Source organism: Providencia rettgeri (genome assembly GCF_041075285.1).
GTDB lineage: Bacteria > Pseudomonadota > Gammaproteobacteria > Enterobacterales > Enterobacteriaceae > Providencia > Providencia rettgeri_G.
Map to the genome: position 1 here is coordinate 3880879 of NZ_CP163512.1, position 26227 is coordinate 3907105.

23 protein-coding genes are annotated in these 26227 nt (G+C 40.1%); 5 read left to right on the forward strand and 18 right to left on the reverse strand.

The annotated features are described in order from the left end of the window. Positions 1 to 6 precede the first annotated feature (6 nt). From AB6N04_RS17845 to AB6N04_RS17910, 14 genes are all read right to left on the reverse strand, one after another. Positions 7 to 294: a helix-turn-helix domain-containing protein gene (locus AB6N04_RS17845; protein WP_369309570.1), complete on the reverse strand. Its 288-nt coding sequence runs from the start codon at positions 292 to 294 to the stop codon at positions 7 to 9. A 39-nt stretch (positions 295 to 333) separates the two neighbouring features. Next, positions 334 to 582, reverse strand: a complete 249-nt coding sequence (locus tag AB6N04_RS17850) for a helix-turn-helix domain-containing protein (protein ID WP_369309571.1) — start codon at positions 580 to 582, stop codon at positions 334 to 336. A 267-nt stretch (positions 583 to 849) separates the two neighbouring features. Beyond that, complete coding sequence (locus AB6N04_RS17855; RefSeq protein ID WP_369309572.1) at positions 850 to 1830, reverse strand: fimbrial protein; 981 nt, start codon at positions 1828 to 1830, stop codon at positions 850 to 852. Positions 1831 to 1832: 2 nt separating this feature from the next. Continuing rightward, positions 1833 to 2102, reverse strand: coding sequence for a helix-turn-helix domain-containing protein (locus AB6N04_RS17860; RefSeq protein ID WP_369309573.1), 270 nt, complete (start codon positions 2100 to 2102; stop codon positions 1833 to 1835). A 49-nt stretch (positions 2103 to 2151) separates the two neighbouring features. Next, positions 2152 to 2649: a fimbrial protein gene (locus AB6N04_RS17865; protein WP_369309574.1), complete on the reverse strand. Its 498-nt coding sequence runs from the start codon at positions 2647 to 2649 to the stop codon at positions 2152 to 2154. 16 nt (positions 2650 to 2665) lie between these two features. Next, positions 2666 to 3184, reverse strand: a complete 519-nt coding sequence (locus tag AB6N04_RS17870; RefSeq protein ID WP_369309575.1) for a fimbrial protein — start codon at positions 3182 to 3184, stop codon at positions 2666 to 2668. 10 nt (positions 3185 to 3194) lie between these two features. Beyond that, positions 3195 to 4172, reverse strand: a complete 978-nt coding sequence (locus AB6N04_RS17875; RefSeq protein ID WP_369309576.1) for a fimbrial protein — start codon at positions 4170 to 4172, stop codon at positions 3195 to 3197. Between the two features lie 14 nt (positions 4173 to 4186). Then, a complete protein-coding gene (locus AB6N04_RS17880) occupies positions 4187 to 6709 on the reverse strand; it encodes a fimbria/pilus outer membrane usher protein (RefSeq protein ID WP_369309577.1) in 2523 nt (840 codons plus the stop codon). Between the two features lie 24 nt (positions 6710 to 6733). Beyond that, positions 6734 to 7402 carry a molecular chaperone gene (locus AB6N04_RS17885; RefSeq protein ID WP_369309578.1) on the reverse strand — a complete coding sequence of 223 codons (669 nt, stop codon included), beginning with the start codon at positions 7400 to 7402 and terminating at the stop codon, positions 6734 to 6736. Positions 7403 to 7459: 57 nt separating this feature from the next. Next, the gene (locus AB6N04_RS17890; protein WP_369309579.1) at positions 7460 to 7984 is read right to left on the reverse strand and encodes a fimbrial protein; all 525 of its coding nucleotides are present in this window, start codon (positions 7982 to 7984) and stop codon (positions 7460 to 7462) included. 1388 nt (positions 7985 to 9372) lie between these two features. Then, positions 9373 to 10845, reverse strand: coding sequence for a nitrogen regulation protein NR(I) (glnG, locus tag AB6N04_RS17895; protein WP_369309580.1), 1473 nt, complete (start codon positions 10843 to 10845; stop codon positions 9373 to 9375). 9 nt (positions 10846 to 10854) lie between these two features. After that, positions 10855 to 11904 (reverse strand): nitrogen regulation protein NR(II), encoded by a 1050-nt coding sequence (gene glnL / locus AB6N04_RS17900; RefSeq protein WP_369309581.1) that lies wholly within the window; start codon positions 11902 to 11904, stop codon positions 10855 to 10857. A 156-nt stretch (positions 11905 to 12060) separates the two neighbouring features. Continuing rightward, a complete protein-coding gene (gene glnA, locus AB6N04_RS17905; protein WP_369309582.1) occupies positions 12061 to 13470 on the reverse strand; it encodes a glutamate--ammonia ligase in 1410 nt (469 codons plus the stop codon). Between the two features lie 363 nt (positions 13471 to 13833). Next, entirely contained in the window at positions 13834 to 14625 is a 792-nt protein-coding gene (locus AB6N04_RS17910) for a PadR family transcriptional regulator (protein WP_369309583.1), read from the reverse strand. Positions 14626 to 15057: 432 nt separating this feature from the next. On the opposite strand from AB6N04_RS17910, the gene typA reads away from it, so the two are divergent. Then, entirely contained in the window at positions 15058 to 16881 is a 1824-nt protein-coding gene (gene typA, locus AB6N04_RS17915; RefSeq protein ID WP_369309584.1) for a ribosome-dependent GTPase TypA, read from the forward strand. An 85-nt stretch (positions 16882 to 16966) separates the two neighbouring features. On the opposite strand, the gene AB6N04_RS17920 is transcribed toward typA, so the two are convergent. Continuing rightward, positions 16967 to 17755, reverse strand: a complete 789-nt coding sequence (locus AB6N04_RS17920) for a helix-turn-helix transcriptional regulator (RefSeq protein WP_369309585.1) — start codon at positions 17753 to 17755, stop codon at positions 16967 to 16969. After that, the gene (locus AB6N04_RS17925) at positions 17752 to 19080 is read right to left on the reverse strand and encodes a type II toxin-antitoxin system HipA family toxin (RefSeq protein WP_369309586.1); all 1329 of its coding nucleotides are present in this window, start codon (positions 19078 to 19080) and stop codon (positions 17752 to 17754) included. Before AB6N04_RS17925 ends, AB6N04_RS17920 begins: the two co-directional genes overlap by 4 nt. 281 nt (positions 19081 to 19361) lie before the next feature. On the opposite strand from AB6N04_RS17925, the gene yihX reads away from it, so the two are divergent. The 3 genes from yihX to fabY all read left to right on the forward strand — a co-directional run bounded on the left by yihX (position 19362) and on the right by fabY (position 21414). Next, positions 19362 to 19976, forward strand: a complete 615-nt coding sequence (gene yihX / locus AB6N04_RS17930) for a glucose-1-phosphatase (RefSeq protein WP_369309587.1) — start codon at positions 19362 to 19364, stop codon at positions 19974 to 19976. A 62-nt stretch (positions 19977 to 20038) separates the two neighbouring features. Further along, on the forward strand, positions 20039 to 20476 hold the full coding sequence (gene dtd, locus AB6N04_RS17935) for a D-aminoacyl-tRNA deacylase (RefSeq protein ID WP_369309588.1): 438 nt from the start codon (positions 20039 to 20041) through the stop codon (positions 20474 to 20476). A 23-nt stretch (positions 20477 to 20499) separates the two neighbouring features. Next, complete coding sequence (fabY, locus tag AB6N04_RS17940; protein ID WP_369309589.1) at positions 20500 to 21414, forward strand: fatty acid biosynthesis protein FabY; 915 nt, start codon at positions 20500 to 20502, stop codon at positions 21412 to 21414. Between the two features lie 60 nt (positions 21415 to 21474). On the opposite strand, the gene AB6N04_RS17945 is transcribed toward fabY, so the two are convergent. Both AB6N04_RS17945 and AB6N04_RS17950 read right to left on the reverse strand, forming a co-directional pair. Next, positions 21475 to 23256, reverse strand: a complete 1782-nt coding sequence (locus AB6N04_RS17945; protein WP_369309590.1) for an AsmA family protein — start codon at positions 23254 to 23256, stop codon at positions 21475 to 21477. 111 nt (positions 23257 to 23367) lie between these two features. Continuing rightward, positions 23368 to 24756: a uracil-xanthine permease family protein gene (locus AB6N04_RS17950; protein WP_369309591.1), complete on the reverse strand. Its 1389-nt coding sequence runs from the start codon at positions 24754 to 24756 to the stop codon at positions 23368 to 23370. A gap of 235 nt (positions 24757 to 24991) precedes the next feature. Here AB6N04_RS17950 and gltS point away from each other — a divergent pair, with 235 nt between their 5' ends. Next, positions 24992 to 26206, forward strand: a complete 1215-nt coding sequence (gene gltS / locus AB6N04_RS17955; protein ID WP_369309592.1) for a sodium/glutamate symporter — start codon at positions 24992 to 24994, stop codon at positions 26204 to 26206. Positions 26207 to 26227: the final 21 nt, after the last annotated feature.

Consider the following 26227-nt stretch of genomic DNA (forward strand, 5'->3'; position numbering starts at 1 on the left):
CATAGTTTAAAATACAAGCGTTTCGGCTTCATAGAGGCTTTTTTTGTCATTAATTAAATTATCCGCATGATGTAATGGGATGTAGTCAGAGAAAAAGTAGGCAGGGTCAATCTCAAATATTTGGCAAAGTTGATAAAGTGTATCAACATGAATATTAACTTCCCCATTTTCATAGCGAGATTGATGCTGTTGGCTAATACCTAACAAAGCACTTAATTCTTTACCACTCATTCCGTAGCTTTCTCTTAATGACCTAATTTTCACACCAACAGAGAGGGATATTTTTTTGTTCATGATATATCCTTATGAATAACGTTATTTAAGTATTATTGCTTATTCTGATTCAGCTAATTCTTTTATATCTTTATTAGATAATAAGTCATAAAAACTAATTTCAAAGTAATTAACATATTGTGCTAAGCGATCTAAATTAATCCGGTTTATACCTCGTTCGTATCGTGATTGTTGTTGTTCACTAAACCCAAAATCATTAGCAATTTTAGATAATGTGATGCCTTTCATTTTTCGATAGTAAGTTATTTTACGACCGACTAATTTTGATGCAGGATAATATTTTTGCATAATAAACTCCTTTTATATCGTTAAGATTACATAAGAGCAAATTTTTGATATAAAAAAGAATTTTAAATAAAATTAGTTTTTTATATTACATTTCCACTCTAACAGAGAGTAATTAGTATTAAAATAGTTTTATGCGATTAAATTTGAAAATTTTGAATTTATGTTTAAGCCTAAGTTAATTAATTCCGATTTGAAACAAAGTGCTCACTATTCGATTAAAATAAATTGATTTGTTGATTGGCTTAATTATGATGAGTATAATTCCGATTATTCATATCTGATATTTATAGTTGCTGTGCTATTTGCTGTCCCTGGTGTTATTTTACTCGCTGTTTTAATATAACGAGCTTTCCAATTAAAACTATAATTACCACCAGGCACATTATTTTGTAAGCTATTTTTAGTGTTTAATTTAATTGGTGTATTATTTCTATCAAGAAGTTGGATTGCTATCCCTGTAGCAGATCCTGTTCCAGACAATTTTATTTTTCCAGTTGCCGTATCAACATAGCCTGCGCTACTGGTGACGGTGGTTTTAATGTTGGTTCCAGCCGCACAATTTAGCGTGATTGGAATATTGTAGCTGTTGCTAAAACTACCAATACTTGGAAATTGTGTATCATACCAACTACCTAAGTTAACAGTATAATTTGTTGATTGTGTTGTACATTTTAACACATTCACTCGAACAGCATTACTTGGAATATTTAACGAAGATATATTCCATGTTGAGTTATGTGGTGCAGGGTTTTGTTGAGTTAACCTGCTAACAATCCCCGCTTTAAGGCTATTTGACGCCGTCACTTGTCCTGTTTTAATAAAGGTAATGGTCCAGTATGGGTTTGGCAGTTCCCATGAAAGACGTCCCGCAATAGCGGGTCCATATCTTACATTCAAGTCACCGATTTGAGTTGCTTTGATCCTAACGCCGATACCCGGTATGTTTGTAGCTGCAATTTTATTCGAATTTGGAACCCAACCATTAATATAATCGCCATGCAAATAAGAACGGCCACATTGACCGTTATTACCAGAGAAAGTATTGACCGGAGCGTTTTTGAAATTCACTCTGGTTGTTGCTAACTCTCTGGTGCCGAGATCGTCGTATTGGATATTAAAAACATGATTGGGCACGTTAACAACGATATTTCGCAAGTTAGGGTTTTGAATACAAGCAGCATTAACGAAACTTGCGTTTAATAATATTAATAGTGATAGTGTTTTGTGATTAAATATTTCTTTTTTCATCTTTATCTATAAATTGTTGAGTAGGTTTTAGTTATTTTAGCTATTTCTTCATTTGAAAAACTAAAGAAACGAATGAGATCTATTTCAAAAAAATTAGCATATTGGCTTAATCTATCAAGATTAATACGGTTTATACCCCGTTCATATCTTGATTGCTGCTGTTCGCTAACACCGATTACTCTTGCCAGTTCATTTAAAGACATTCCTTTCATTTTTCGATAATAAGTGATTTTATTTCCAATAATTCTAGATACAGGATAATACTCAGGCATTTAACCACTCCTAATTAAAAATAGAACAGCATGTTATTAATTAACGTTGTTAGTTATAAATAACATTAAACTCTAAATGGCTACGAAAAGAACCCGGTTCCATACCACTACCATAGCCAGCTACGCGAGCAGAAAATGGAAATTCGACGCTACGAGTTTGACTATTAACGGGGAGCGTAATTTTAGTGCCATTTTTAACCGTGGTTTTACTGGAGCCATTCGCTAAGTTTAGTGCGACATTTTTTGCTGTTCCGTTATTTATAAAATAGTCAGGTGCGGTGGTATCGGGGGTGCCAGATAGAGTCATCACCGCCTCTTTAGTCGCCACAGGGCAATTTTTTAATTTTACGGAAAAATCGACCCATGTGGATTTTTGGGTATCTTTAATATTCCAAATATTGATTTTTTTTAGATCAATCACATAGTTTGTGGTTTCTAATTCACAAGGCATAGCCGTGACATAGCCATGGACATTAATATTAATTTGTTGGTCGGCGGCAAATATTGAGCCAGAGATCAACAATAATGAAAGTGTGAATTTTTTCATTATTTCATTCCTTCGCTTATAAATAGGTAATTGTCGCGGTAATATTGGCAGAAATAGATCCTGGCACCACATTACCCACTGTACTAAAGGCTCGGGTACGCAATGGAATAGCGATATTCGATTGTCCATTTAGTGGCACTTGCAATGCTTTTGAATTACCTAGCGGTGTTGCTCCGTTATTGCTTTGTAATTGCACGGCGACATTTTTGGCTGTACCTAAATTTTTATATAAACTACTGGTAGTATCACCTGCTTCTGCTGCACCCGTAAAAGTCAGTTTGATTTGGTTTACAAACGACGAACAGTTATTTAAATTAATATCAAAGCTTTTCCAATCAGAACCGGTTTGAGGGTTATTAAAGGTATCAGCTGGTAATTGTTTTAAATCAATATCAATATTATTGCCGCCTGAAATATTACAGGTTGCCGCTCTAATATTACCGGTAAAATTCACAGTAATATTAGTTGCAGCAAATGATAAAAAAGGTATCGCGAGCAAATTAATCGATAAAATTACAGGTAATATTTTTTTCATACGGTTATTCCTATTCATAGCGAATATTAATTGTCGCAGTTCCATCGGCAGAGCCTGGGGTTATTTTATCGGCGGTTTTAATATAGCGCGCTTTCCAGCCAAATATATAATCACCTGCGGCGGCATTATTTTTTATAGTTCGCTTGCTTCCCAAAGGGATCGGATTGTTATTTTGATCAACCAGTTGTATGGCAACGCCTGTCGCTCTATCTGCCCCTGATAAGGCTAATTGCCCTTGTGTGGCATTAACAGTTCCGCTGGTTGCAGTTACGGTAGCCTTAATATTGGTACCGGCTAAGCAACTCAATGTAATGGGAATATCGACTTCTGTACTGGTGCTCCCAATAGCAGGGAACTGTGTATCATACCAATCGCCTAAGTTAATGGTGGGAACTGAGTTTTTTAATGAGCAGCTTAATACATTGATACGGATAGCATTAGCTGGCATATTCAGGGTTGTTAAATACCATGTACCAGATACTCCAGTATTGGTTTGGGTTAGCTGTGCAATGCTTCCTGAACGAATCGATCCTGAGCTAGTCACTTGCCCAGTTTTTTTGATTGTAATGTGCCAAATGGTATCATAGACAATCCAACCTAATCGCCCCGCAGGCTGCGGTCCTAATTGACGGTTAAAATTTCCACCGAGCCCACCTGTTGCGACAGTAATGCCAATCCCAGGTATATTTGAAGGAGCGATATAATTATTAGGCGTCCAACTGTTAACAAAGCTTCCATATAAATAGGAATTACCACAACTGGTATTCTCACCATAAGTATTTGTTGATGCAGCTGATAAATAGCGTACATCGAATGAACCAAGATCCCTCGCAGTAGTATCATCATACTGAATGTTATAGGTTGCGGAAGGGACATTCACCTGTATATTTCTAAAATTAGGATTTTGCGTACAAGCCGCATTCGCATACCCTGAATATAAATAGACACATCCTGCCGCTAATATCGATTGATAAATCAATTTTTTCATAACCTAATTCCTTATTATCGGCAAACCGCAGTGGTTTTATATAAGCCCATATAATCCGAAATACCCGCTAAGTTATAATTGACTTGGCATTGCTGTTTATCATTATATTGAACAATAAAATGGCCACTTTCCGCTAAACCGGATAAATACACTTCACCGTCATTACCGACAAGGCTATTTAATTGGCTGTTATCGTTAAATATGGCCTGTGCGCCAAATGGCACTGGTTTACCATCGGCAAAGGTCAACAGCATAATGGCGCGATATCCCACATTGGCGGCAAAGCTAGCTTTAACCAACGCACCACGGCTAGGAGCCACGGTCTGGCTAGTTAACTCCATTTCAGTATTATTGGGTAACGCTGAAGTATCGATATCCACGGTGTTCTTACGATAGGCTGTTACGTACGGCACTAACGCATAACCTTGGTTATTGGTCACAACTCCCGCTTGGTTCATAATCGGTACATCCCCTGCATTCGGGATTTCGACGATAGCGGCAGTTTCTCCCAATTGTTGCCCTAACACTAATCCGCCTGAGTGTGCGACTAAGCTACCGTTTGCGCCGTAATAGAGATTATAGTTATCTTTGCTGTAGCCTGTTCCGCCTGATACTTCGCCGTATTGTCCTTTATAAGAGGCATTCATATTGCCCGTTGTACCTTGCTGTTGATTGGTAAAACCTTGCTGTACACTCCAATTCAATCGATTATTCAACTGTGAGGCAGAAACGCCCATACTGCCTGAGCTGGAGTCGCGGCTACTGTGGTTACTGACAAAGTTGATGTAGGCTGTGTCATCAAGTAAGTTAAACGGAATATTAATTGAGAAGGTGAATAAGTGGTCTTCATCACTCTGGCTTTTCGTTCCCGTTGTGTATGAATAGCTGCTGGTATTTTTGTTATAGGTATAGTTCAGCCCGTAACTGATCCCTTGCCAACTGTTGTTATAACCCAGTGTGGCAGACTGTGTTCTTCGGTCACTATTCCAATAGTCTTCATTGATGTAACCCGCTGAAATTGAACCGTAAGTATCCCCAAGGTTTTGACTTAAGGTGATTTCACCACGATTGCGGCGGCGTTCGACTTCAGGCACATAGCTGGTATCACGGAAGGTATCAAAGACCTCCGCTAAACTGTAGAAACCTTCTGTAGAATAGCGGTAACCTGCCAACGCAATATTGGTGCCGATATCATTCAGGTTTTTGTTGTAGCGAAAACGGTAAGATTGCCCGCGCTCTTTGGTGTCATTGCGCAACTTAGCGTGAGATTGTGTGACGTCAATGGAGATGGCTCCAAAACGGCCCAAGTTTTGCCCTGCTCCCACAGAATAGGATTGGTAATCTTCACTCAACTGACTACCACCATAGGCGGTTACGCCATAGGGGAGGCCATAAACTAAGGTAAACTGGCCAAATTTGGTTTTATCTACATGGCTATCATAAGAGCGATACTGACCAGCAGTGGCACTGTAGGCTAAATAACCTTCACGTTGTAACACGGGCAGTGATGCAAACGGCACGATCTGCACTTGTTCGCTGCCATTCGACTCTTTTATCGTTACATGCAGGTCACCGCTGCTCCCCGTAGGGTACAGGTCGTTGATTTCGAATGGTCCCGCAGCCACATCCGTTTGGTAGATGGTATAACCGTTTTGGCGGATGGTGATTTGCGCATTACTGCGCGCTATTCCACGTACCACAGGAGCGTAACCGCGTAAGCTTTCGGGATACATATCATCATCCGTAGCAAGTTGCGCCCCACGAAATGGTACACTATCAAATACTTGAGACGGCGATATGCTATCCCCAAGGGTTAATTGGCTTTTTAAACTGTTAATCCCTCGAGAAGCATAGGTGTAAATAGTATCCCATTTACTTGATTGGTTAGTGCTATTTGACCAGGTGGTGTAGTTACGCAAACGCCATGGTCCGATATTAATGCCCGGTCGCAGGTTAACGTAATTTGATGTCGTATCGTCACCACCTTTGCGGTTGGTGTTTTTAGACCCGCTGTAACTGTAATTAAGCAGTAAGGCGGTGATCCCATTGTCGATATCGGCTAAATCCACATATCCCCGAGGGTTTTTGGCTAGGGCGATTTGCGGAATACTCAAATAGAGGCGCTGTGAATCAAAGTCAAAGTTACTTTTCGCATCAGGAATAATCGCTAAATTTACGCAGCCATTTTGTGTATTTTGTAATTCAGGATAATCCGCAACTTTAATATCAAAACTTTTTAGGTCACCCAATGTTAAGCAAGGGGTTAATTTATTTTCGCTATTTTTATCAAACTTTAAGCTTTTGCCACCAATTAAATTAGTATTCACATAAATATCGACATAATAGCTACCCGCTAATTGTTGGTTATTTTCAAATTGGGTTAAATCTACTGTCTCATTATTTGGCAGCTCTAAAAAGTCAGGATCAAAATACGTTTTCCCTTCAGCATTATTATTGCTAACAGCATTTTCAGCGTATAAAGACACGGTATAGCCTAAATAAAGCAATAGGCTAAGACATATTTTATTTATTTTCATGTTCACAACCTAAAATATTTTGGGCTATATTTTCGCTTCAGAGGCCTCAGCGGCAGAGCCATAATCATTAATCACTTCCCATTTTACGGTACCGTGTGCGGCATTATCATTGATGTCAAAGGTGGCGCTAGAAAAAGGGGGCGCGTAGGAGACATCATTGGCTTTTTTGCCATTAAATGTAATGCTCTGGAAATTCATAAAATAGGGTGTTGGGTTTTTTACGGTTAATTGATTACCGGATTTAGACCATGTCAGTTTTTTCTGTTGTTCTTCAAAATTCACATCTTTAATTGCTGCTGGGCGATAAATTAATTTCATCTGAGTTTTAAAAGCGATCTGCAATGAATTCTCTGTACGTTCAGTCGCAGGAATAGTTTTAATATTTAACCAAAATAAAGACTCTTTATCTTTCGGTAAGGTATTGGCGGTTAAAAAGATACGCAGCGCATTGGTTTTATCGGCATTTAATCGAAATAATGGCGGTGTAATCGTAAAGTCTGATTGTTTTTTTTCATCTATGTTGTCAATCCACGATTGAATTAAATAGGGAATTTTATCTGGGTTTTCGACACTGATACTGACATCTTTATTACCTTCATTATAAATAACGCGTGTGCCGCCAATAATGACGCCAGCACTGGCAGTTTGAATGAATAAAAATAAAGAAATAAAAAAACAAATTATGCGATTCATATTACCACCTAGTCATGCAGAAATAAGGTTTAAGTCCATTTAAACCTTAAAATCGAATTAGTTATAATTGATTGTGAAGGTCGCTGTGCCGTTAGCTGGACCCGTCGTCACCGTGCCAGACTTGGCAATATAACGCGCTCTAAAGTCTAAATTATTTTCCACGTTCTGTTGTAATGGATATTCTTTAGAAGCAGTAAACAGCGGAACGACGGTATTCACATCATCTGTAATTTGGATCCCCACACCTGTTGCAACGCCGGGTTCTTGTTTTAGTTTGATAACAGTGTCATCACCTAAATAAGAATCCGCATCGAATTTCACAGAGGCCGCAGTGACCGTTGCTGGGCAGTTAATTAATTTAATCGTGAATTTAGTTGCAGCGGCTGTGCTGCCAGCACTTGGTAATGCTGTTTTAGACACTTTACCTAAGTTCACTTTTAATGCATCAGAGCCCGCTGCTAATTCACATGCTTGGTCAGTAATTTCGCCAGTAAAATCGATAGTACCGTCAGCCGCAAGAGCACTATTAATAGCAAAAACAGATGAAGCCGCAATTAATGTTGCGATGACATTCTTTTTCATTCATTTATCTCCAAAGGATATATTTAATTTGATGGTATTGAGAAAGGATAAATATCCCGTTACTCAATTGTGGAGTATTTTGTGATTATTTTTAAAAATAAACAAGTCAGTGGTGAATCAGGGTTAAATAGTAATTAAATTTAAAATTTAGAGAATTTAAAATAGAAAACACATTATGTGTTAGAGAATGGATTTATATCATAAAATAAGAGTGATTTGATTTTTTGTTTTCATCTCACTAAAGTGAAATAACAATAAAAAGCTAATAATAATTTCCTGGTGATTTATAAATTTTATTCCTCTCGCATAATGTGATTTTTGGGTTTTTAATCTTAAGGTAAATTTATTTATTGTTTTAAAAAGTAAATAAATGACTAAAAAGAATAGTTGGTATTGTACCCTCGGAAAAAGTTGCTCTAAATAGTATGGTCTAATTTTATTATGAATATAAAAATATTTTCATTATTGTTAATCGGGCTACAACAATAGCGTAAAAAAGTAAGGGTAAAGAAGATGTCTATTTTCGACGCTATTTTTTAGGTTTCAATCATAAAGTTCAATTAACCTACTTATAGAGAACATAGTGCTGTTCAGGTGACAATAACAACTCTGCTTCAATCACCTGTTTGTTGATCAAGCTATATTTTAGATGTCTTTAATTGAGCATCAAAATAAAATAGATTTTGAATTTACCATTCTTAATTAACGGTAGATAAAACTAAACGCTAAATGGCTACGAAATGAACCCGGTTCCATACCGCTACCATAGGTATTTTTTTCATTTATGACTCTCCAAAGATAATAAATTATTTGATGGTATTGAGAAATGAAAAGTATCCATTCACTCAATTGCTATATATTTTGTCGTTTATTTTGATAATAAACAATATGCGAGTAATTTAGGTTTAATGGTTTTGTTTTTTACAATTGCAAGAAGTTTAGTTTGTTTTTTACATTATGAGTTGGCGAGGGGTTAAAGATATTTTTAAAAATTAACTTTAACCTTAATTTATTAACTGGGGCATAATTAAAATAAAAATTAAATAGTTAAATTGGTTTTTATTCGCTATTTGTGTTTTATATATTACGTATAATGTGTCGAGGGGATATTTAATAATTATGCTGGCATCAATAGGGCATGAGTTTTTATCAAAAAACATCATTAGTGTATTACATTAAATGTATCATCATATTTCAATGGTCAATATAAAAATAAAACTGGAGTCTGGAGTATCTGAAATAGAGGGTGTTGATTGGTTTTAAAATGAAACTTAATTAACAGATATGATTAAGTTTGTTTTTAGGATCTCTAAAAGAAGTAGAGTTTTTTCTCTACCTCTTACTGAATCATATTAATGATAATTCAATACACCTAATGATGTAGTGAACTACTCAATTCCCAGTTCTTTTAATTTACGGGTTAATGTATTTCTCCCCCAGCCTAATAAGCGAGCGGCCTCTTGTTTATGTCCATCCGTATGTTTTAGTGCGCAGTTAAGCAAAGTGCGTTCGAATAGTGGTACTGCCTGGGCTAATAAGTCCACTTTGCCAGCAGCGAATGCGTGATCGGCCCATTTTTCCAATAACTCAAACCATTGAGCATCTGAACTGGATTGCTGCACTGGTAAAGGTGTAGAGGCCGGTATAATGGCTTTCGGTTTATTTACATCACTATTTTGTATCGGCTGTTCTTCCAGCAAATCATCAGGCAAATCTTGCGGTAAAATCTCTTGGCTTGCCGCCATGACAGTGAGCCAGCGGCAAACGTTTTCCAGTTGGCGAACATTCCCTGACCAATAATAACGTTGCAAAATTTTTTCACTATCTGGGTGCAACACTTTGCTTTCCACACCGAGCTCTTTTGCGGTATTTTGCAAAAAATAGTGGGCAAGACGCGGAATATCTTCTGTACGTTCTCGCAAAGGGGGGAGCTGCACTCGGATCACATTTAATCGGTGGAATAAGTCTTCACGAAATAAACCTTCTTTCACTCGTTTTTCAAGATCTTGATGGGTGGCTGCGATAATACGCACATCCACTTTAACGGGGGTGTAACCGCCAATGCGATAAAATTGTCCTTCAGCAAGAACACGTAATAATCGAGTTTGTACATCAAGAGGCATATCACCAATTTCGTCTAAAAATAACGACCCGTGATTGGCTTGTTCAAAACGCCCTTGGCGAACTTGAGTGGCGCCAGTAAACGCCCCTTTTTCATGACCAAACAGTTCTGATTCAATTAAATCCTTCGGAATAGCGGCCATATTCAGGGCAATAAACGGCTCATTAACCCGCGGGCTATGTTGATGCAAAGCATGGGCAACAAGTTCTTTCCCTGTTCCTGACTCCCCGTTAATGAGCACGCTAATTGAAGAGCGTGATAAACGACCAATAATGCGGTATACCTCCTGCATTGCAGGGGCTTCACCAATCATGGTTGAGGAAACAATCGGGGCTTTTTGTTTTGTTTCACGGCCAGTGTGGTTTTGTTCACGGCTATGATTAAGTGCCCGTTCAACTAATGCGACAGTTTCATCAATATCAAACGGTTTGGGTAGATAATCAAATGCACCTGATTGATAGGCATTTACGGCAGCATCAAGATCGGAATGGGCGGTCATGATAATGATTGGTAACAGCGGGTGCGATTGCTTAATCGTATTCAGTAGCTCAATACCGCTTGTGCCGGGCATACGAATATCAGATAACAAAACGTCAGGGAGTGAGTTTTCTAAGGCGGCAAGTACCGCATCGGCACTGTCAAAGCAAGTACAGACAAATTCCGCATTATTCAGTGCGCGCTCTAAAACCCAGCGAATGGAACTGTCATCATCGACGACCCAAATTTTTCCCTGTGACATGGTTATCCCCTATTTTTTGATGGGTAGATAAATAGAAAACTCAGTGTGCCCCGGCCAACTGGTAAACTCGATTTTCCCTGCATGTTGATCAACTAAGCTTCGAGCGATCGACAAACCAAGCCCTGTCCCATCAGGTCGCCCACTGACCATTGGGTAGAAAAGGGTATCTTGGATGGCTAATGGAATACCAGGGCCGTTATCTTCAATATCAATACGAGCCGCTAACCGATAACGCTCTCCTTGTAGCATGACGTGAAAAGCTGTGCGTGTGCGCAACGTAATATAACCCCCAGCTTCACCAAGGGCTTGTAAAGCATTGCGGGTGATATTCAATAAAACCTGTTCAATTTGATCGGGGTAATATTCCAGATCGGGCAAACTGGGGTCATAGTCACGAATTAAAGTGACATTATCGGGTTTTTCCAGTGAAACCAAGCGTGTCACATTTTCCATAATATGGTGGATGCTTTGCTGGGTTTTAGGGCCGGGATACTGCGGCCCAAGTAATCTATCGACCAAGGCCCTTAAGCGGTCAGCTTGTTCGATAATGACTTGAGTATATTCATTTAACTGTGTATCAGGCAGCGCTTTAGATAACAACTGTGCAGCCCCGCGCAATCCACCAAGAGGGTTTTTTATTTCGTGCGCTAGCCCACGGATCAGTTCACGGGCGGCAAGTTGCTGCGCATTTTGAGCTAATTCTTGGCTAAGGCGTCGTTGGCTATCTAATTGAGATAACTCAACTAAAATAAATTGTTCTGAAAAAGGCTGCGCGCTGAACGACATTACGTGAGAATGGTTATTAAACACCAATGTGACTTCATTTTCAGTAAAACTGTGACCTTCTTTTAAGCTAGTTAGCAGCAATTCATCATTGAGAGAACAGTAGCTAAATAAGAGTGGGAAAGGGGTTCCGTATAGCTTGCGCTGACTTTGGGTTAGAATTTGCAGTGCAGCATGATTGGCGTAATGAATAACCAAATCATAATCCAAAATAAGTACGCTATTAATGAGAGAGTCGAGGATCTGTTCTGGTGCTGGCAAATGTTCGGTTTTCATGTAATGTTGCTCCTGCACTATTTTGGTGCATTATACCTGATGGACCAAACAATCGATAATCGATTTTTGTTTCTTTGGTGCAGTAGAGAGAAAAGGCCCCATCGAAAGATGGGGCAAGTGCTTCACGGCAACAAAGACTATCAGTGGAACGGCGTGTTACACACTGTAGTACATTTCAAATTCGAGAGGGTGTGGTGCCATACGAACACGTTGGATGTCGGCACGGGTTAATTCAATATACGCATCAATAGCGTCATTGGTGAACACACCACCACGAGTTAAGAATTCGCGATCTTTATCCAGTTCAGCCAGCGCTTCATCTAACGAGCCTGAAACGGTTGGGATCTCTTTCGCTTCTTCTGGTGGTAAGTCATATAAGTTTTTGTCCATTGCATCACCTGGGTGAATTTTATTGATGATGCCATCAAGACCCGCCATTAACTGGGCTGCAAACGCTAAATATGGGTTAGCCGCAGGATCTGGGAAACGGACTTCAATTCGACGTGCTTTGGTGCTTGCAACCACCGGAATACGAATAGACGCAGAACGGTTACGCGCAGAGTAAGCCAACATCACTGGCGCTTCAAAACCCGGAACTAAACGTTTATATGAATTGGTTGTTGGGTTAGTAAATGCGTTCAGTGCACGTGCATGTTTAATAATACCGCCAATGTAGTACAGCGCCATTTCAGATAAACCGCCGTATTTATCACCTGCAAACAGGTTTACACCATCTTTTGATAAAGACATATGGCAGTGCATACCTGAACCGTTATCACCCACTAATGGTTTCGGCATAAAGGTGGCTGTTTTGCCGTATGCATGAGCCACATTATGAACAACATATTTATAAATCTGAGTTTCATCCGCTTTTTTGGTCATGGTATTAAAGCGGGTAGCCACTTCGTTTTGGCCTGCGGTTGCGACCTCATGGTGGTGAGCTTCAACCACTAAGCCCATCTCTTCCATTGTGGTACACATTGCAGAACGCAGGTCTTGTGACGAGTCAACAGGCGGCACTGGGAAGTAACCCCCTTTAACTGCTGGACGATGACCTTTGTTACCCCCTTCGTATTTAGTGCCACTGTTCCATGCGCCTTCGATATCATCGATATGGTAGTAACTGCCGTGCATATTATTGCCAAAACGAATATCGTCAAAAACGAAGAATTCAGGTTCTGGGCCAAATAATACGATGTCAGCGATACCGCTTGAGCGCAGGAAATCTTCTGCACGTTTGGAAATTGAACGAGGGTCTCTGTCATAACCTTGCATCGTACCCGGCTCTAAAATATCGCAACGGATAATTAAGGTTACATCAGCAAAGAAGGGATCTAACATTGCGGTTGATGCATCTGGCATCAATACCATGTCAGATTCGTTGATGCCTTTCCAGCCACCAATAGATGAACCATCGAACATCTGACCTTCTTCAAAGAAGTCTTCGTCAACTTGGTGAGCAGGGATAGTGATATGTTGCTCTTTACCTTTTGTGTCGGTAAAACGCAGATCAATAAATCTTACATTGTGCTCTTTAATTAACGATAAAACATGTTCAGCGGACATTCTCGGCTCTCCTGGTCGGGTCTAATCAACAAAACACCTAATTGTAGGTTGTAGGCGTCTGTTGGTTTGTCTGGCGTGGCAGCGGCGATTAACCATAATTAATGCACATTGCTCGCTCACTATAAATACAATAAGCGAAAAGCGTGCCAACTTTTAAAAAGAGAGTAAATACTGATTGTTACGAAGATATGTCAGTTGATTGAATTAAAATTGAGCGCGAATTGCACTATTTTGGTGCCCCCAAGGTTTGGATTGCACTAATTTGGTGCATAATGGCGGTTTAATGGAGTGAAGAGTCAGCTTTGTGTTTTATTATAAGCCCAAAGCTGACTGAGTTGACATTATTTAACGAGCAAGGAGAGGTTATTCATCATCACTATTGGTTAGTAATGTATTTACTTCTTCAATTTGTTTCACAGCATCATTGATGATAGAAGCGATTTGACGAGTTTGTTCTTCATTGAGTTGCTTTAGAACCATTTTATGGCGCAATAGAGCTTTAAAACGGCTGACTGCCATTTCAATATCCTCTGCTAAATTACCGCCTTGTTGCATATCACGTGCTTTTGCAAATTTGCGTGCAATTACGGCCTCAGTCTCTTTATTCTGTGCTAAATGGGCTGCACCTTCTGGCGTAATCGTAAAGCTTTTGCGATTGCGTTCAATAATTTGAGACTCTAAAAAGCCTTGTTCCTCTAATAGTGTTAGTGTTGGGTAAATAACACCCGGGCTTGGGATATAGAGGCCGTTTGAGGCTTCTTGAATGTCTTTGATAATTTCGTAGCCGTAGCTCGGTTTTTTCGCCACTAATGAAAGAACCATAATGTGAAGATCGCCATGGTCGAATAAGCGGCGTAGACCTTTGCCTCTTCCTCGACCTCTTTGGCGTTCGTCTCCGTGCTCATGACGGTGTTCACCGTGGCAACACTCATCGTGTCTATGACCATGACGACCTCTGCCGTGGCAACGCTCACCGCGTCCGTGCCCATGACGACTCTCGCTATGATAATGATCATCGTGGCAACATTCACCATGACCATGGCGGCGTTCATTATACCCATCACGCTCTTCGCCATGGCAACAGCCATCGCGGTGGCCGCGTTGATTTTCGTCATGATGCGCATAATATACATGACGACAAGATTTAATTAGCATATAGTGACTCCTTAGTTTATAACTTTAGATATATCGAATTTATTTTATTGTTTCACTATATTTAGATATATCTAATTAGTCAATTTAGATATATCTAAATGACGCAAAAAGACATTAAAAATGGCGGCTACAAAACAAAGTCCATTTTTTATTCTTTTTTGGGGCTGCTAATATCGTGTTTTTAGCGTATTATCCTGCTACTTCGTGGTTTCGCAGAGATGATGCTCATTATTTTGTGGGGGAATCTGGCACTGTTACGCAACTGAATGTTTTTTCGTTAAAAACTTTTTATACAGTGATGGGTTTCACATTTATTCCACTTGTGCGGAAAAACGTGTAAAATAACAGCAAATTAACGTAGAAAGTATGTTTGGGTAATTAAAATACCGCAAAAAACATATTCCTTTCCTGTCAATTAAACGGTAAAAATCCTTGTCAATTCAAAACTTAAGAAACATCGCCATCATCGCTCACGTTGACCATGGCAAGACAACACTGGTTGGTAAATTATTGCAACAGTCAGGTACGTTCGGCGAACGTGAAACTGTCGATGAGCGTGTTATGGACTCCAACGACTTGGAGAAAGAGCGTGGTATTACCATTCTTGCTAAAAATACCGCTATCCAATGGAATGGTTATCACATCAATATCGTAGACACCCCAGGTCACGCCGATTTCGGTGGTGAGGTTGAACGCGTAATGTCTATGGTTGACTGCGTTCTACTGGTTGTTGATGCAATGGATGGTCCAATGCCACAAACGCGTTTCGTTACGCAAAAGGCGTTCGACCATGGTTTACGTCCAATTGTTGTTATCAACAAAGTTGACCGTCCAGGTGCACGCCCTGATTGGGTTGTAGACCAAGTATTCGACTTATTCGTGAACTTAGGCGCAACGGATGAGCAGCTCGATTTCCCTATCGTTTATGCATCAGCATTAAACGGTATTGCAGGTCTTGACCATACTGAAATGGCTGAAGACATGACCCCACTCTACGAAGCTATCGTAGAACACGTTGAACCACCAAAAGTTGATCTGGATGGTCCATTCCAAATGCAAGTTTCGCAGTTGGATTACAACAGCTACTTAGGTGTTATTGGTATCGGTCGTATCAAACGTGGTGTGGTTAAGCCAAACCAGCAAGTGACTGTTATCGATAGCGAAGGTAATACTCGTAACGGTAAAATTGGTAAAGTGCTAACCCACTTAGGTTTAGAGCGTATTGATTCACAACAAGCTGAAGCGGGCGATATTGTCGCACTGACAGGTTTAGGTGAACTGAATATCTCTGACACCATCTGCCAAGTGGGTAGTGTTGAAGCGCTACCAGCATTAGCCGTTGATGAGCCAACTGTTAGCATGTTCTATTGTGTTAACACCTCACCTTTCTGTGGTAAAGAAGGTAAATTCGTGACTTCACGTCAAATCCTTGACCGCTTGAATAAAGAACTGGTTCACAACGTTGCGCTACGTGTTGAAGAAACTCAAGACCCTGATGCATTCCGTGTATCTGGTCGTGGTGAGCTGCACTTATCTGTTCTGATCGAAAATATGCGTCGTGAAGGCTTCGAATTAGCCGTATCTCGTCCAAAAGTTATTTATCGTGAGGTTGATGGTCGTAAGCAAGAGCCATTCGAGCAAGTGACGTTAGATGTTGAAGAGCAGCACCAAGGCGATGTGATGAAAGCGTTAGGTGAGCGTAAAGGTGACCTGCGTGATATGATGCCGGACGGTAAAGGTCGTGTACGTTTAGACTACATCATTCCAAGTCGTGGTTTGATTGGTTTCCGTACTGAATTTATGACGATGACATCAGGTACTGGCTTACTGTATTCAACATTCAGCCATTATGATGATGTTCGCCCAGGCGAAATCGGTGGTCGTCAAAACGGTGTTCTGATCTCTAACGGTCAAGGTAAAGCGGTTGCTTACGCACTGTATAGCTTGCAAGATCGCGGTAAGTTGTTCTTAGGTCACGGTGCAGAAGTGTATGAAGGCCAAATTATTGGTATTCACTCACGTTCTAATGACTTAACCGTTAACTGCTTAACCGGTAAAAAACTGACTAACATGCGTGCGTCAGGTACAGATGAAGCAACAACACTGTCACCACCAATTAAAATGACTCTGGAGCAAGCGCTTGAGTTTATTGATGATGACGAATTAGTTGAAGTGACTCCGCAGTCTATCCGTCTGCGTAAACGTCACCTGACTGAGAACGATCGCCGCCGTGCAAATCGTTCTAAAGAAGACTAATTTTTGTTAAAGAATAGAACATGATAGTTTAATGTTCTATTAAAATATGAAAGGCCCCACAGTGTATTCTGTTGGGCCTTTATTTTTAATGTGTATCGAGAAGTTTTTCTAATGTTGCTGAGGATGTCGGTAAGAGCGCTAGCCTCAAATTAAAAGGTCTCGCTATAGCACTAAGGGTTTCAATTGATAAATTCCCTCGGTTATTCTCAATGTCAGAGATTGTTTTTCGTGACACACCAACAAGTTTAGCAAATTGTTCTTGATTAATTTTCAATATATTGGTTCTGAGTTTTTTTATTGCATTACCAATCGTAATATTATTTAGAAATAAATCTCTACTAACTTTTAGAAGGTAGATTTCTTTATCTTCTTTAGTGAGTGTTGAAAAATTAGGTGATGTTTCGTTCTTGGTTTTTTTTATAGTGTAATTTTTCGTCTCCACCTCTTTTTCTGCGCTGCTATCAAGTGCACTAATAATTTCAAGTTGCCTTAACTTTAATTTATTTGATAATTGAATTAACTCAGTTTTTTGATTATTCAAATGTTTTAATCGTTCATAAAAACGAAGTTCTTGGTTTTCTAACTTAGTTAAGTTATCGTCTAAGTTGAGTGTATTCAATCCATGAGCGCTTGATGAGGCTATGCTTGCACTTATTTGAGAACAATTTTTCTTTATTTGAGCGAGTTTATTATTTATTAATTTCTCCTCACTATCTATGATTTTTAACTGGTGTTCCAGCCTAATATTTTGATAGTCTATTTTGCTTAATTCGGAGTTTATTTGGTATTTTCTGTTTTGATTAATAAATTGTCTTTGTTCTCTCTCTTTAATTTTTTGAATTTCTTCGAACATTTCTAATTTTTTATCTTTCACAGTAACCCCCACTTTGCTAATTTCTCAGGGATAAAATCAAATCCAAATGTAGGCATATCAAGGATACGTTCAGGAACCCCTCTATCCCTTAATCGTTCTTTAAGACCCACTAACTTTTCAGCAGTCATTTTTATATTTTCAATAATGATGTTTGTATCAGCTAGATCGGAAAAAGATTGTGCGATGCCAATATAATCAAAACTCCCACCTTGTTCATATTGTACAGACCATTTTGCAGTTCGAGGAATACCTTCAGGGTCGGCCTTCATGGGAGCAAAGTCATAAATTGGCGCAAATTTTATTTGGTTATTAAACAGAAGAAAAGCGGTGTTTCTCCCATGATTGTCGCTATTACCAAAAATAACATTTAATAAGTCTCTATTTATCCATTCTGTTATATATTCTTCCCGAGTAAATAGAGGCTTAATATTACTTCTTTCGATGATTTGAAGTAAGTCCCTGATCATTTTTTCATTATGTAGAGCAGAGCCTGGCCCCATATTGAGAATAGAATAGACAGATTGTACAGATAGTTTGTAGGTCTCACTGTTTGAACGCTGTATATCAAATCGAGGGAGCCACAAAGAAGGCACTTGATTACTATTTTCAAGGAGCTTCATCGTTGGTGTTTTGATGGTATCAAATCCGAGAGATTCTAATTCATGATAATAATGGTATTCCGTTCGGAGGATATCGCAATCAATTTCACTGCGGCTTCCTCTTGGATATTTTACTAAATAGGCAAGATCATCAGGTCGATATGAATAATCTTGATAATAGTCAACCCAGATATGGTCATCGTCGGCATAACGAAGCAGCAGTTTGGGGGCTTCCCCTCCCGCCCCTGTAGCACCTCCTGCAACCCCCCCTTTTTCATTGGCATAATCTAAAAAGTCAGAGGTTCTTTCTGTTACATCACTTAGCTTAAAAAAAATCTCTCTATTTTTAAATTGGCGATTAATTGATTCCCGAACACGTAAATTACCAATAGGTGCTGCGGTTGCATATTTAAGTAAGATAAAGTTTTGAGCGTTATAGCTTAAACTTTTTATATCAAGGTGTTGGACCCAAAAACGGCGACTTGCACCACTGGGAATTAAGTCATCTAAAAAATGATTTTCTTTATTAAAATCATATGGAAATAATTGGACTGGATTATTAATTGAAACAGCATAATTATCACAGGAGTCAAAGTGATTTAAAGAATATTCAAAGTCATAGCTAATTCTTGATAAATCAAAGTTAGTTGAAAATTCAATTGATGCGATATTCACCCAGTTTTGATCAATGTATGCTTCAATAGTTATTTTTTCTAAATTATCCACAATACGGCTCCCTCTTAAAAAGAGATTGATCATCATGATTGAGTATTATATCACTCATAAATAAGTGTATCAAGCTAAATTGAGTTATATATTACTCATTGGTGGTTGGTGATCTATTGAGGTTACTTAAACAGAGTTGTAAGAATAGGTTATCTCACTAATACCTAAGTCCTGCTCAATCGATAAATTGACAAAATAACGTGAATTATCACTAATTAGGGCTGTTCAGTTGGACGAATAATGATTAAAGTAAATTTAGTGAATAACAAAGAGGAAAATTTATGCTGTATATCTTCGATATGGGTAATGTGATTATTGATATCGACTTTAATCGTGTGTTTGATAAATGGTCTGAACTGAGCGGTACGCCAAGTGAAGAAATCAAGTCACGGTTTACTTTTGGCAATATCTTTCAATTACATGAGTGTGGAAAAATTTCAGATATAGAGTTTGCTGAGCTACTTTGTGAAGAAATGGGGATCACTCTAAGCTTTGAAGACTTTGCTGAAGGCTGGCACGCTATTTTCATTTCGTTAAGGCCCGAAGTTATTGATATTATGGAGCGCCTGCGTGAGCAAGGGCACCGTGTCGTCGTCTTATCGAATACTAACCGTCTACATTTAGACTACTGGCCAGAACACTACCCTGAAATTGCAGCTTCCTCCGATTTTCTTTATTTATCCCAAGATTTAGGTATGCGTAAGCCAGATCCTGAAATCTTCAAATACGTTCTGCAATCAGAAGAGTTTGACGCGGCAGATGCGATTTTCTTCGATGATGTAGAAGAGAACGTAAAAGCGGCTGAGGCACTTGGGATCAAAAGTGTCCATGTCTTGAGTAAAGACACCGTTCCTGAATATTTCCGTACTTACGACTTTAGTGCTGAAGTTGAATAACACATTGATTTTGATAGTGGAGTAACGGTTAACGTTGCTCCATCTTTTTGTGCAGAGTAATCATGATTGCATTAATCCAGAGAGTCACTCATGCGAGTGTGGTTGTTGATGAACAAACGGTTGGGCAAATAGGCTCAGGTTTATTGGTTTTGCTTGGCGTCGAAAAAGACGATGACGAGCAAAAAGCAAAACGGTTATGTGAAAAGGTGCTGGGCTACCGTATTTTTAGCGATGAGCAAGGGAAAATGAACCTGAATGTTCAGCAAGCGGGAGGCAGCTTACTTGTTGTTTCACAATTTACGTTAGCGGCGGATACCAAAAAAGGCATGAGACCGAGCTTCTCTGGTGGCGCAGAGCCTGAAAAAGCAGATAAGTTGTATCAATATTTTGTTGAGCAAAGTCGCCAGCAGGGCGTCACGACTGAAACGGGGCAATTTGCCGCCGATATGCAAGTCAGCTTAACCAATGATGGCCCCGTGACCTTTTGGCTGCAAGTGTGATTCCATTTTTAAAGGGGGAACCGATGTACCATTTACGTACACCGAAAGATGAAATTGAATTTGCGACTTACTACCACTTTCGTTGGGAAATGTTGCGAAAACCGTTCAATCAACCCCTTGGCTCTGAAAAAGATGGTTATGATCTAACCGCCCACCATCAAATGGTTGTGGATGATAAAAACCGCATTTTGGCGATAGGTCGTTTATATATTAATGCCGATAACGAAGGCGCAATTCGTTTTCTCGCAGTCGATCCTGCAATGCAAGGTAAAGGGCTGGGCAAACTGATTATTATGGCGCTGGAATCGGTTGCGCGGCAAGAAGGCGTAAAACGAATTGTTTCCAGTGTGCGCGAAGAGGCGGTTCCTTTCTTTAATAAGATGGGTTTTGAAAACCGAGGGCAAGTGGCTGGGCAGCTTAAAACGCCAGTGCGTCATTATTTAATGATCAAGCCAATTGAAACCCTAGACCAAATTTTGCATCGTCCCGATTGGTGTGGTGAATTGCAACAGGCGTGGCATAAATATATTCCATTAAGCGAAAAAATGGGGGTGCGCATCGAACAATATACGGGAACCCGTTTTATTACAACGATGCCAGAAGCCGGCAATCAAAACCCCCATGAAACCATTTTTGCAGGTAGCCAATTTTCATTAGCCACATTAACTGGCTGGGGATTGATTTGGTTGTTAATGCAAGAACACCAGCTTGGTGGTGATATCGTGTTAGTGGATGCGAATATCCGTTACGGTAAGCCTGTTAGTGGCAGGCCGACAGCGATTGCCGATTTAGCAAACATGAGTGGTGATCTTGATCGCTTAGCGCGGGGGAGTCGAGCTCGGGTTAAACTGAAAGTGGAAGTCAGTAATCCCAATAACCAAGTTGGTGCGATTTTTAGTGGTGTCTATATGGTGTTGCCTGTGGAGAAAACAAAGTAGTACAGAATATTACGGACTCAATAATATTAAGAGGGCAGGTCAAGTGACCTGCCTTTTTGATTATTGGGGGACTAAGACGGGAGCTTGTGTCGCTTCTGATATAATGTCTTGTGGCGTAGGCGTTGTTTGCATATTTTGTGTTTCTTCTGGTGTTTCTATCGAAGAGGTCACGACGCCTTTGGCTACCGTGCGGTATAGGCGTTTACCTTGAAGGGGGACTGCCATGAGTTCGCCATTTAAGCTTTTTACAAATGAAGGTGCAAGGAAGTCCCCTTGCAATGTCGCATCAAAATCCCCAATAACTTGTGCGGGAAAACCCGACCATCCCCATTGATTTAAATCGATTAAATCAATATTCGACCCTGAAGCTCGCAATAGAAACGGCATTTTTTTCGGCTCTTGCTTCACTAATACACCAATTTTACTGATACCTCTTTCGGTACTGACGGTCAAACTGGCGGCTGCGGAAGACTTTCCACTTTGACGAACTTCTAAGAATGGGCGGCGGACTAAAACTTGATTAATTGTGCCGCTATCTGCATTGAATGTCGCCTTACCACTCCAAATCCCCCACTGTTTTTGCTTGATAAGGTCAATACCTTCGATATTGGCACTCAGTGCCGTAAATTCGAACGGAAACTCTGGCTGGATGTTCATCAACAGCGATTGAGAGACAGTGAATTTTTTGATGGATAAGCCAGATAACCACGAAGGTGCGGGTTCGGCAAAAAAGGTGAGCCATGTTTCTGGTAGAGTATATAAAATGCCACCTAATTTACCTTCGTTAATGGTGAGGATCTGGTCATTACGTTGCCAAGCGCCACTTAAATTAAACACACCTTTATTGTAGTAACCGGATAATTTATTGATATTTAGCTTGTCTCCATCAATATTCAAGTCACCGATTAGCGTACTGAGTTGTTGATCTTTCATGACTAACTGATCAACATTGAAGCTGATTTTACTTTTGGGGCTTGTCCAACTGCCTCTGACAAAGCCGAGCTGATCGATTTCAGTACTCAGCCCTGATAGCGCCCAATCTTTTCCTTGAATATCGACATTGGTCAGCTCAAGATTTTTGATTTGAATAGTTTTATCACTGTTAATTGCATCAAATAATGCATCGAAACCTACCTCATTTTCCCAACCGACTTTATTCATTGCCAGAGAATCAATGGTGATTGAGCCATCAGCAAACACTTTACCTTCACCTGCAATATAGCCGTTGTTCAGGTATGCACTGGCTTTGCTGATTTCAGTAACTTGTTCTTGCAACTTCCCAGTCAGAGCGACATTTTTGAATGACAATTGATTGATTTTTAATTGGTTGGTGGTAAAGCGAAAATCGCCATATCCAAAAGGATGATCAATACTCGGTTTCCACGGGGTGATCCCCCCAGTAAAACCAGTGGCAAAAATGGTGTCATCCCCCTGTTTTAGCGTTAGTTGGCTATTTTCAAATTGTAGGATATCCGCAGAAATGGGAAGAGGGGGGGATTCAGGTGAGATTGTGGCTGAAAGCTCGCCTTGTGTGATGACGAAGCGGCGAATAGCAGTACCACTGAAAATATTGCGCCAATTCACATCAACCACAATTTGGCGTGCATCTAAGGATAACGCTTTGTTTTGTGAAGTTAATGTTACATCCTGAAAGATGAATTCGCCAGGATTGGAAAATTCATGCCCCATGATCCCGACATGGATATCGTAGGGGGTAAATTTGCTAAGAAATTGGCTGGAATAGGCTGCACCCCAGCGAGTTTGCAAGCCAATATAAGCAGCAATAAATAGCAGCAGCAGAAGTAAAAGTGCGTAGGCGGTAAATTTGATTAACCATTTCACAGTTTGCTGCTCCTCAAATTTGTGAGTTAACAGGTTTAATATCGTGGCAACTTAAGGATAGCATACAGAAGAACCGCCAGAATATTCAACTCTGACGGTTTAGATAGAAGATTATTTTTCGAGAGGGAAAACTAAATTCAGTACAATTGCGGTTAATCCACCTGCGGCAATACCCGAAGAAAACAAAGTTTTCAACCAATCAGGGGCAAATTGCAGAATTAATGGCTGTTGGGAAACCCCCATTCCAACGGCGAGGGATAACGCGATGATCATAATCGCTCGGCGGTTTAGTGGTTCGCGGGAAACAATACGAACACCGGATGCCGCAATGGTACCAAACATCACAATTGTAGCACCACCAAGAACAGGTTCAGGAATTTGTTGCACAAATCCTGCAACCGCAGGGAACAGTCCCAGTAAAACAAGCATCAATGCGACGATATAACCCACATAGCGGCTGGCAACACCCGTTAATTGAATAACCCCGTTGTTCTGACCGAAACAAGAATTGGGGAAAGTATTAAAGACGGCAGAAACCATTGAATTCAAACCATTTGCTAATACGCCACCCTTAATGCGTTTCATATACAGTGGACCGCGAACAGGTTGCTCAGAAACATCGGAAGTTGCAGTGATATCACCAATGGTTTCCAAAGAGGTCACCATAAAGATTAAAATCAGAGGGATCAACAGGTTCCAATCAAATGATAATCCATAGTAAAAAGGTTCAGGCACAGTAATAATGGATTGATTTGGCTCAGTTGGTTGAGCATTTGGCAACATATCCATCCACCAGGCAGAAAGGTAGCCCACAGCCATAGCAATCACCAGAGAAGCAACTCGTAGGTAGGGATTTTTTTGACGATTGAGTAAAATAATGACTGTGAGAACTATCCCCGCCAATATCAAATAATCAGGGGAACCAAACGTATTATCACTAATTGCGCCATAACCGCCACCAATTGAGGTGAGACCGACTTGGATCAGTGATAGGCCTATGATCATCACAACAACGCCAGATACTAGAGGGGTGATGACGCGACGAGCCAGATGCAAGAAGCGGGATAAAATGACTTCAGTAAGCGCGGCGACTAACAGCGTGCCAAATAATGCGGCCATCATTGACGGAATATCTGCGCCGCCTTGTTTCAGTGCAACACCTCCCATGATTAAAGGTGCAACAAAGTTGAAACTGGTTCCTTGAATAGACAGTAAACCTGAGCCAATAGGCCCCCATGCTCTAATTTGAATTAACGAGGCAATACCAGAGGCAAACAGGGACATGCTAATAATGCGTTGGGTATCGTGTGCTGGTAACCCGAGGGCTTGGCAGATCAGCATTGCAGGAGTGATAACAGCAACAAACATCGCAAGAAGATGCTGCCCAGCCGCGAACAGTGCCTGGGGAAGCGGCGGTCTATCTTCTAATTTATAGATCAATTCGCTCTGAGTGTTTATGGTTGATTCTGTATTTTGTTTTTCAGACGTTGCTGTATTCATTACCTTAATTTCCCACCAACAAAAAACGCATTGTAAAGCGATAAATTTAAAAAGCAATCGTTTGCGTTAAAAATATTTTGTAACAGTTAAATTAAGCTCATCACATTTTTATATCTTTTAACTTGTATTTATAACAGTTTTTTTTTCTAATCTGTTCACCTGTTTTTGGCGTTTTAAGGAAGATATTAACGTCTTACTAATATTTAATAATTTTAACAACAGACGAGGTACGTAAATGTATCATCTCGATGTCTACGGGACTTTGGTAGCAGCTACATTAGTATTACTGCTTGGGCGGAAACTCGTTAAAACCGTTCCTTTTTTAGAAAAATACACAATCCCTGAGCCAGTTGCTGGCGGGTTGTTAGTCGCTTTTAGTCTGCTTTTGCTGAAGCAACTGTTTGATTGGAGCTTATCTTTTGACCTATCACTGCAAGAACCTATGATGTTGGCATTTTTTGCGACCATTGGCTTAAATGCTAACCTTGCGAGTTTGAAAGCAGGTGGTAAGGCTCTGTTTATTTTTATTTTTGTGGTTGTCGGCTTATTGCTTGTCCAGAACACGGTGGGGATAGCTCTTGCTGAACTGCTAGGACTAGACCCATTAATGGGGTTACTTGCTGGTTCAATCACATTATCGGGTGGTCATGGTACTGGTGCTGCATGGGGGAAAATTTTCTCTGAAAGTTACGGCTTCAAAAGTGCAACCGAAGTGGCCATGGCATGTGCAACATTTGGATTAGTCCTTGGTGGCTTGATTGGTGGCCCTGTTGCACGTTACCTAACGCGAAATATTCCTACTCCAGGTACTTTGGACGACGATAAAGACGTTCCAACCGCGTTTGAAAAACCACAGTCAGGTCGCATGATCACATCAATGGTTTTGATTGAAACTATTGCGCTTATTGCTATTTGTTTACTTATCGGTAACTACCTTTCTGCGTTATTATCGGAAACGATTTTTGCTTTACCGAAATTTGTTTGCGTTCTTTTTGTCGGCGTGATCCTCAGTAATGGCTTATCCATACTGGGCTTTTATCGGGTGTTTGACCGAGCGGTTTCCGTATTAGGTAATGTCAGTTTGTCACTGTTTTTAGCCATGGCATTAATGAGCCTAAAATTATGGGAGTTAGCATCGTTAGCCATCCCAATGATTGTTATCCTTGCGGTACAAGCGTGCGTGATGGCAGGATATGCTATCTTTGTTACCTTCCGAATAATGGGTAAAAACTACGATGCAGCTATTTTAGCGGCGGGTCACTGTGGTTTTGGTCTAGGAGCGACACCAACAGCGATTGCAAACATGCAAGCGGTGACAGATAGATTGGGGCCATCTCACTTAGCATTCTTAGTTGTGCCAATGGTGGGGGCATTCTTTATTGATATTGTGAATGCCATTGTCATTAAATTGTATTTGATGCTCCCCGTTTTCCCAACAATTACGGGATAATTTATATTCTAATAGTTGATA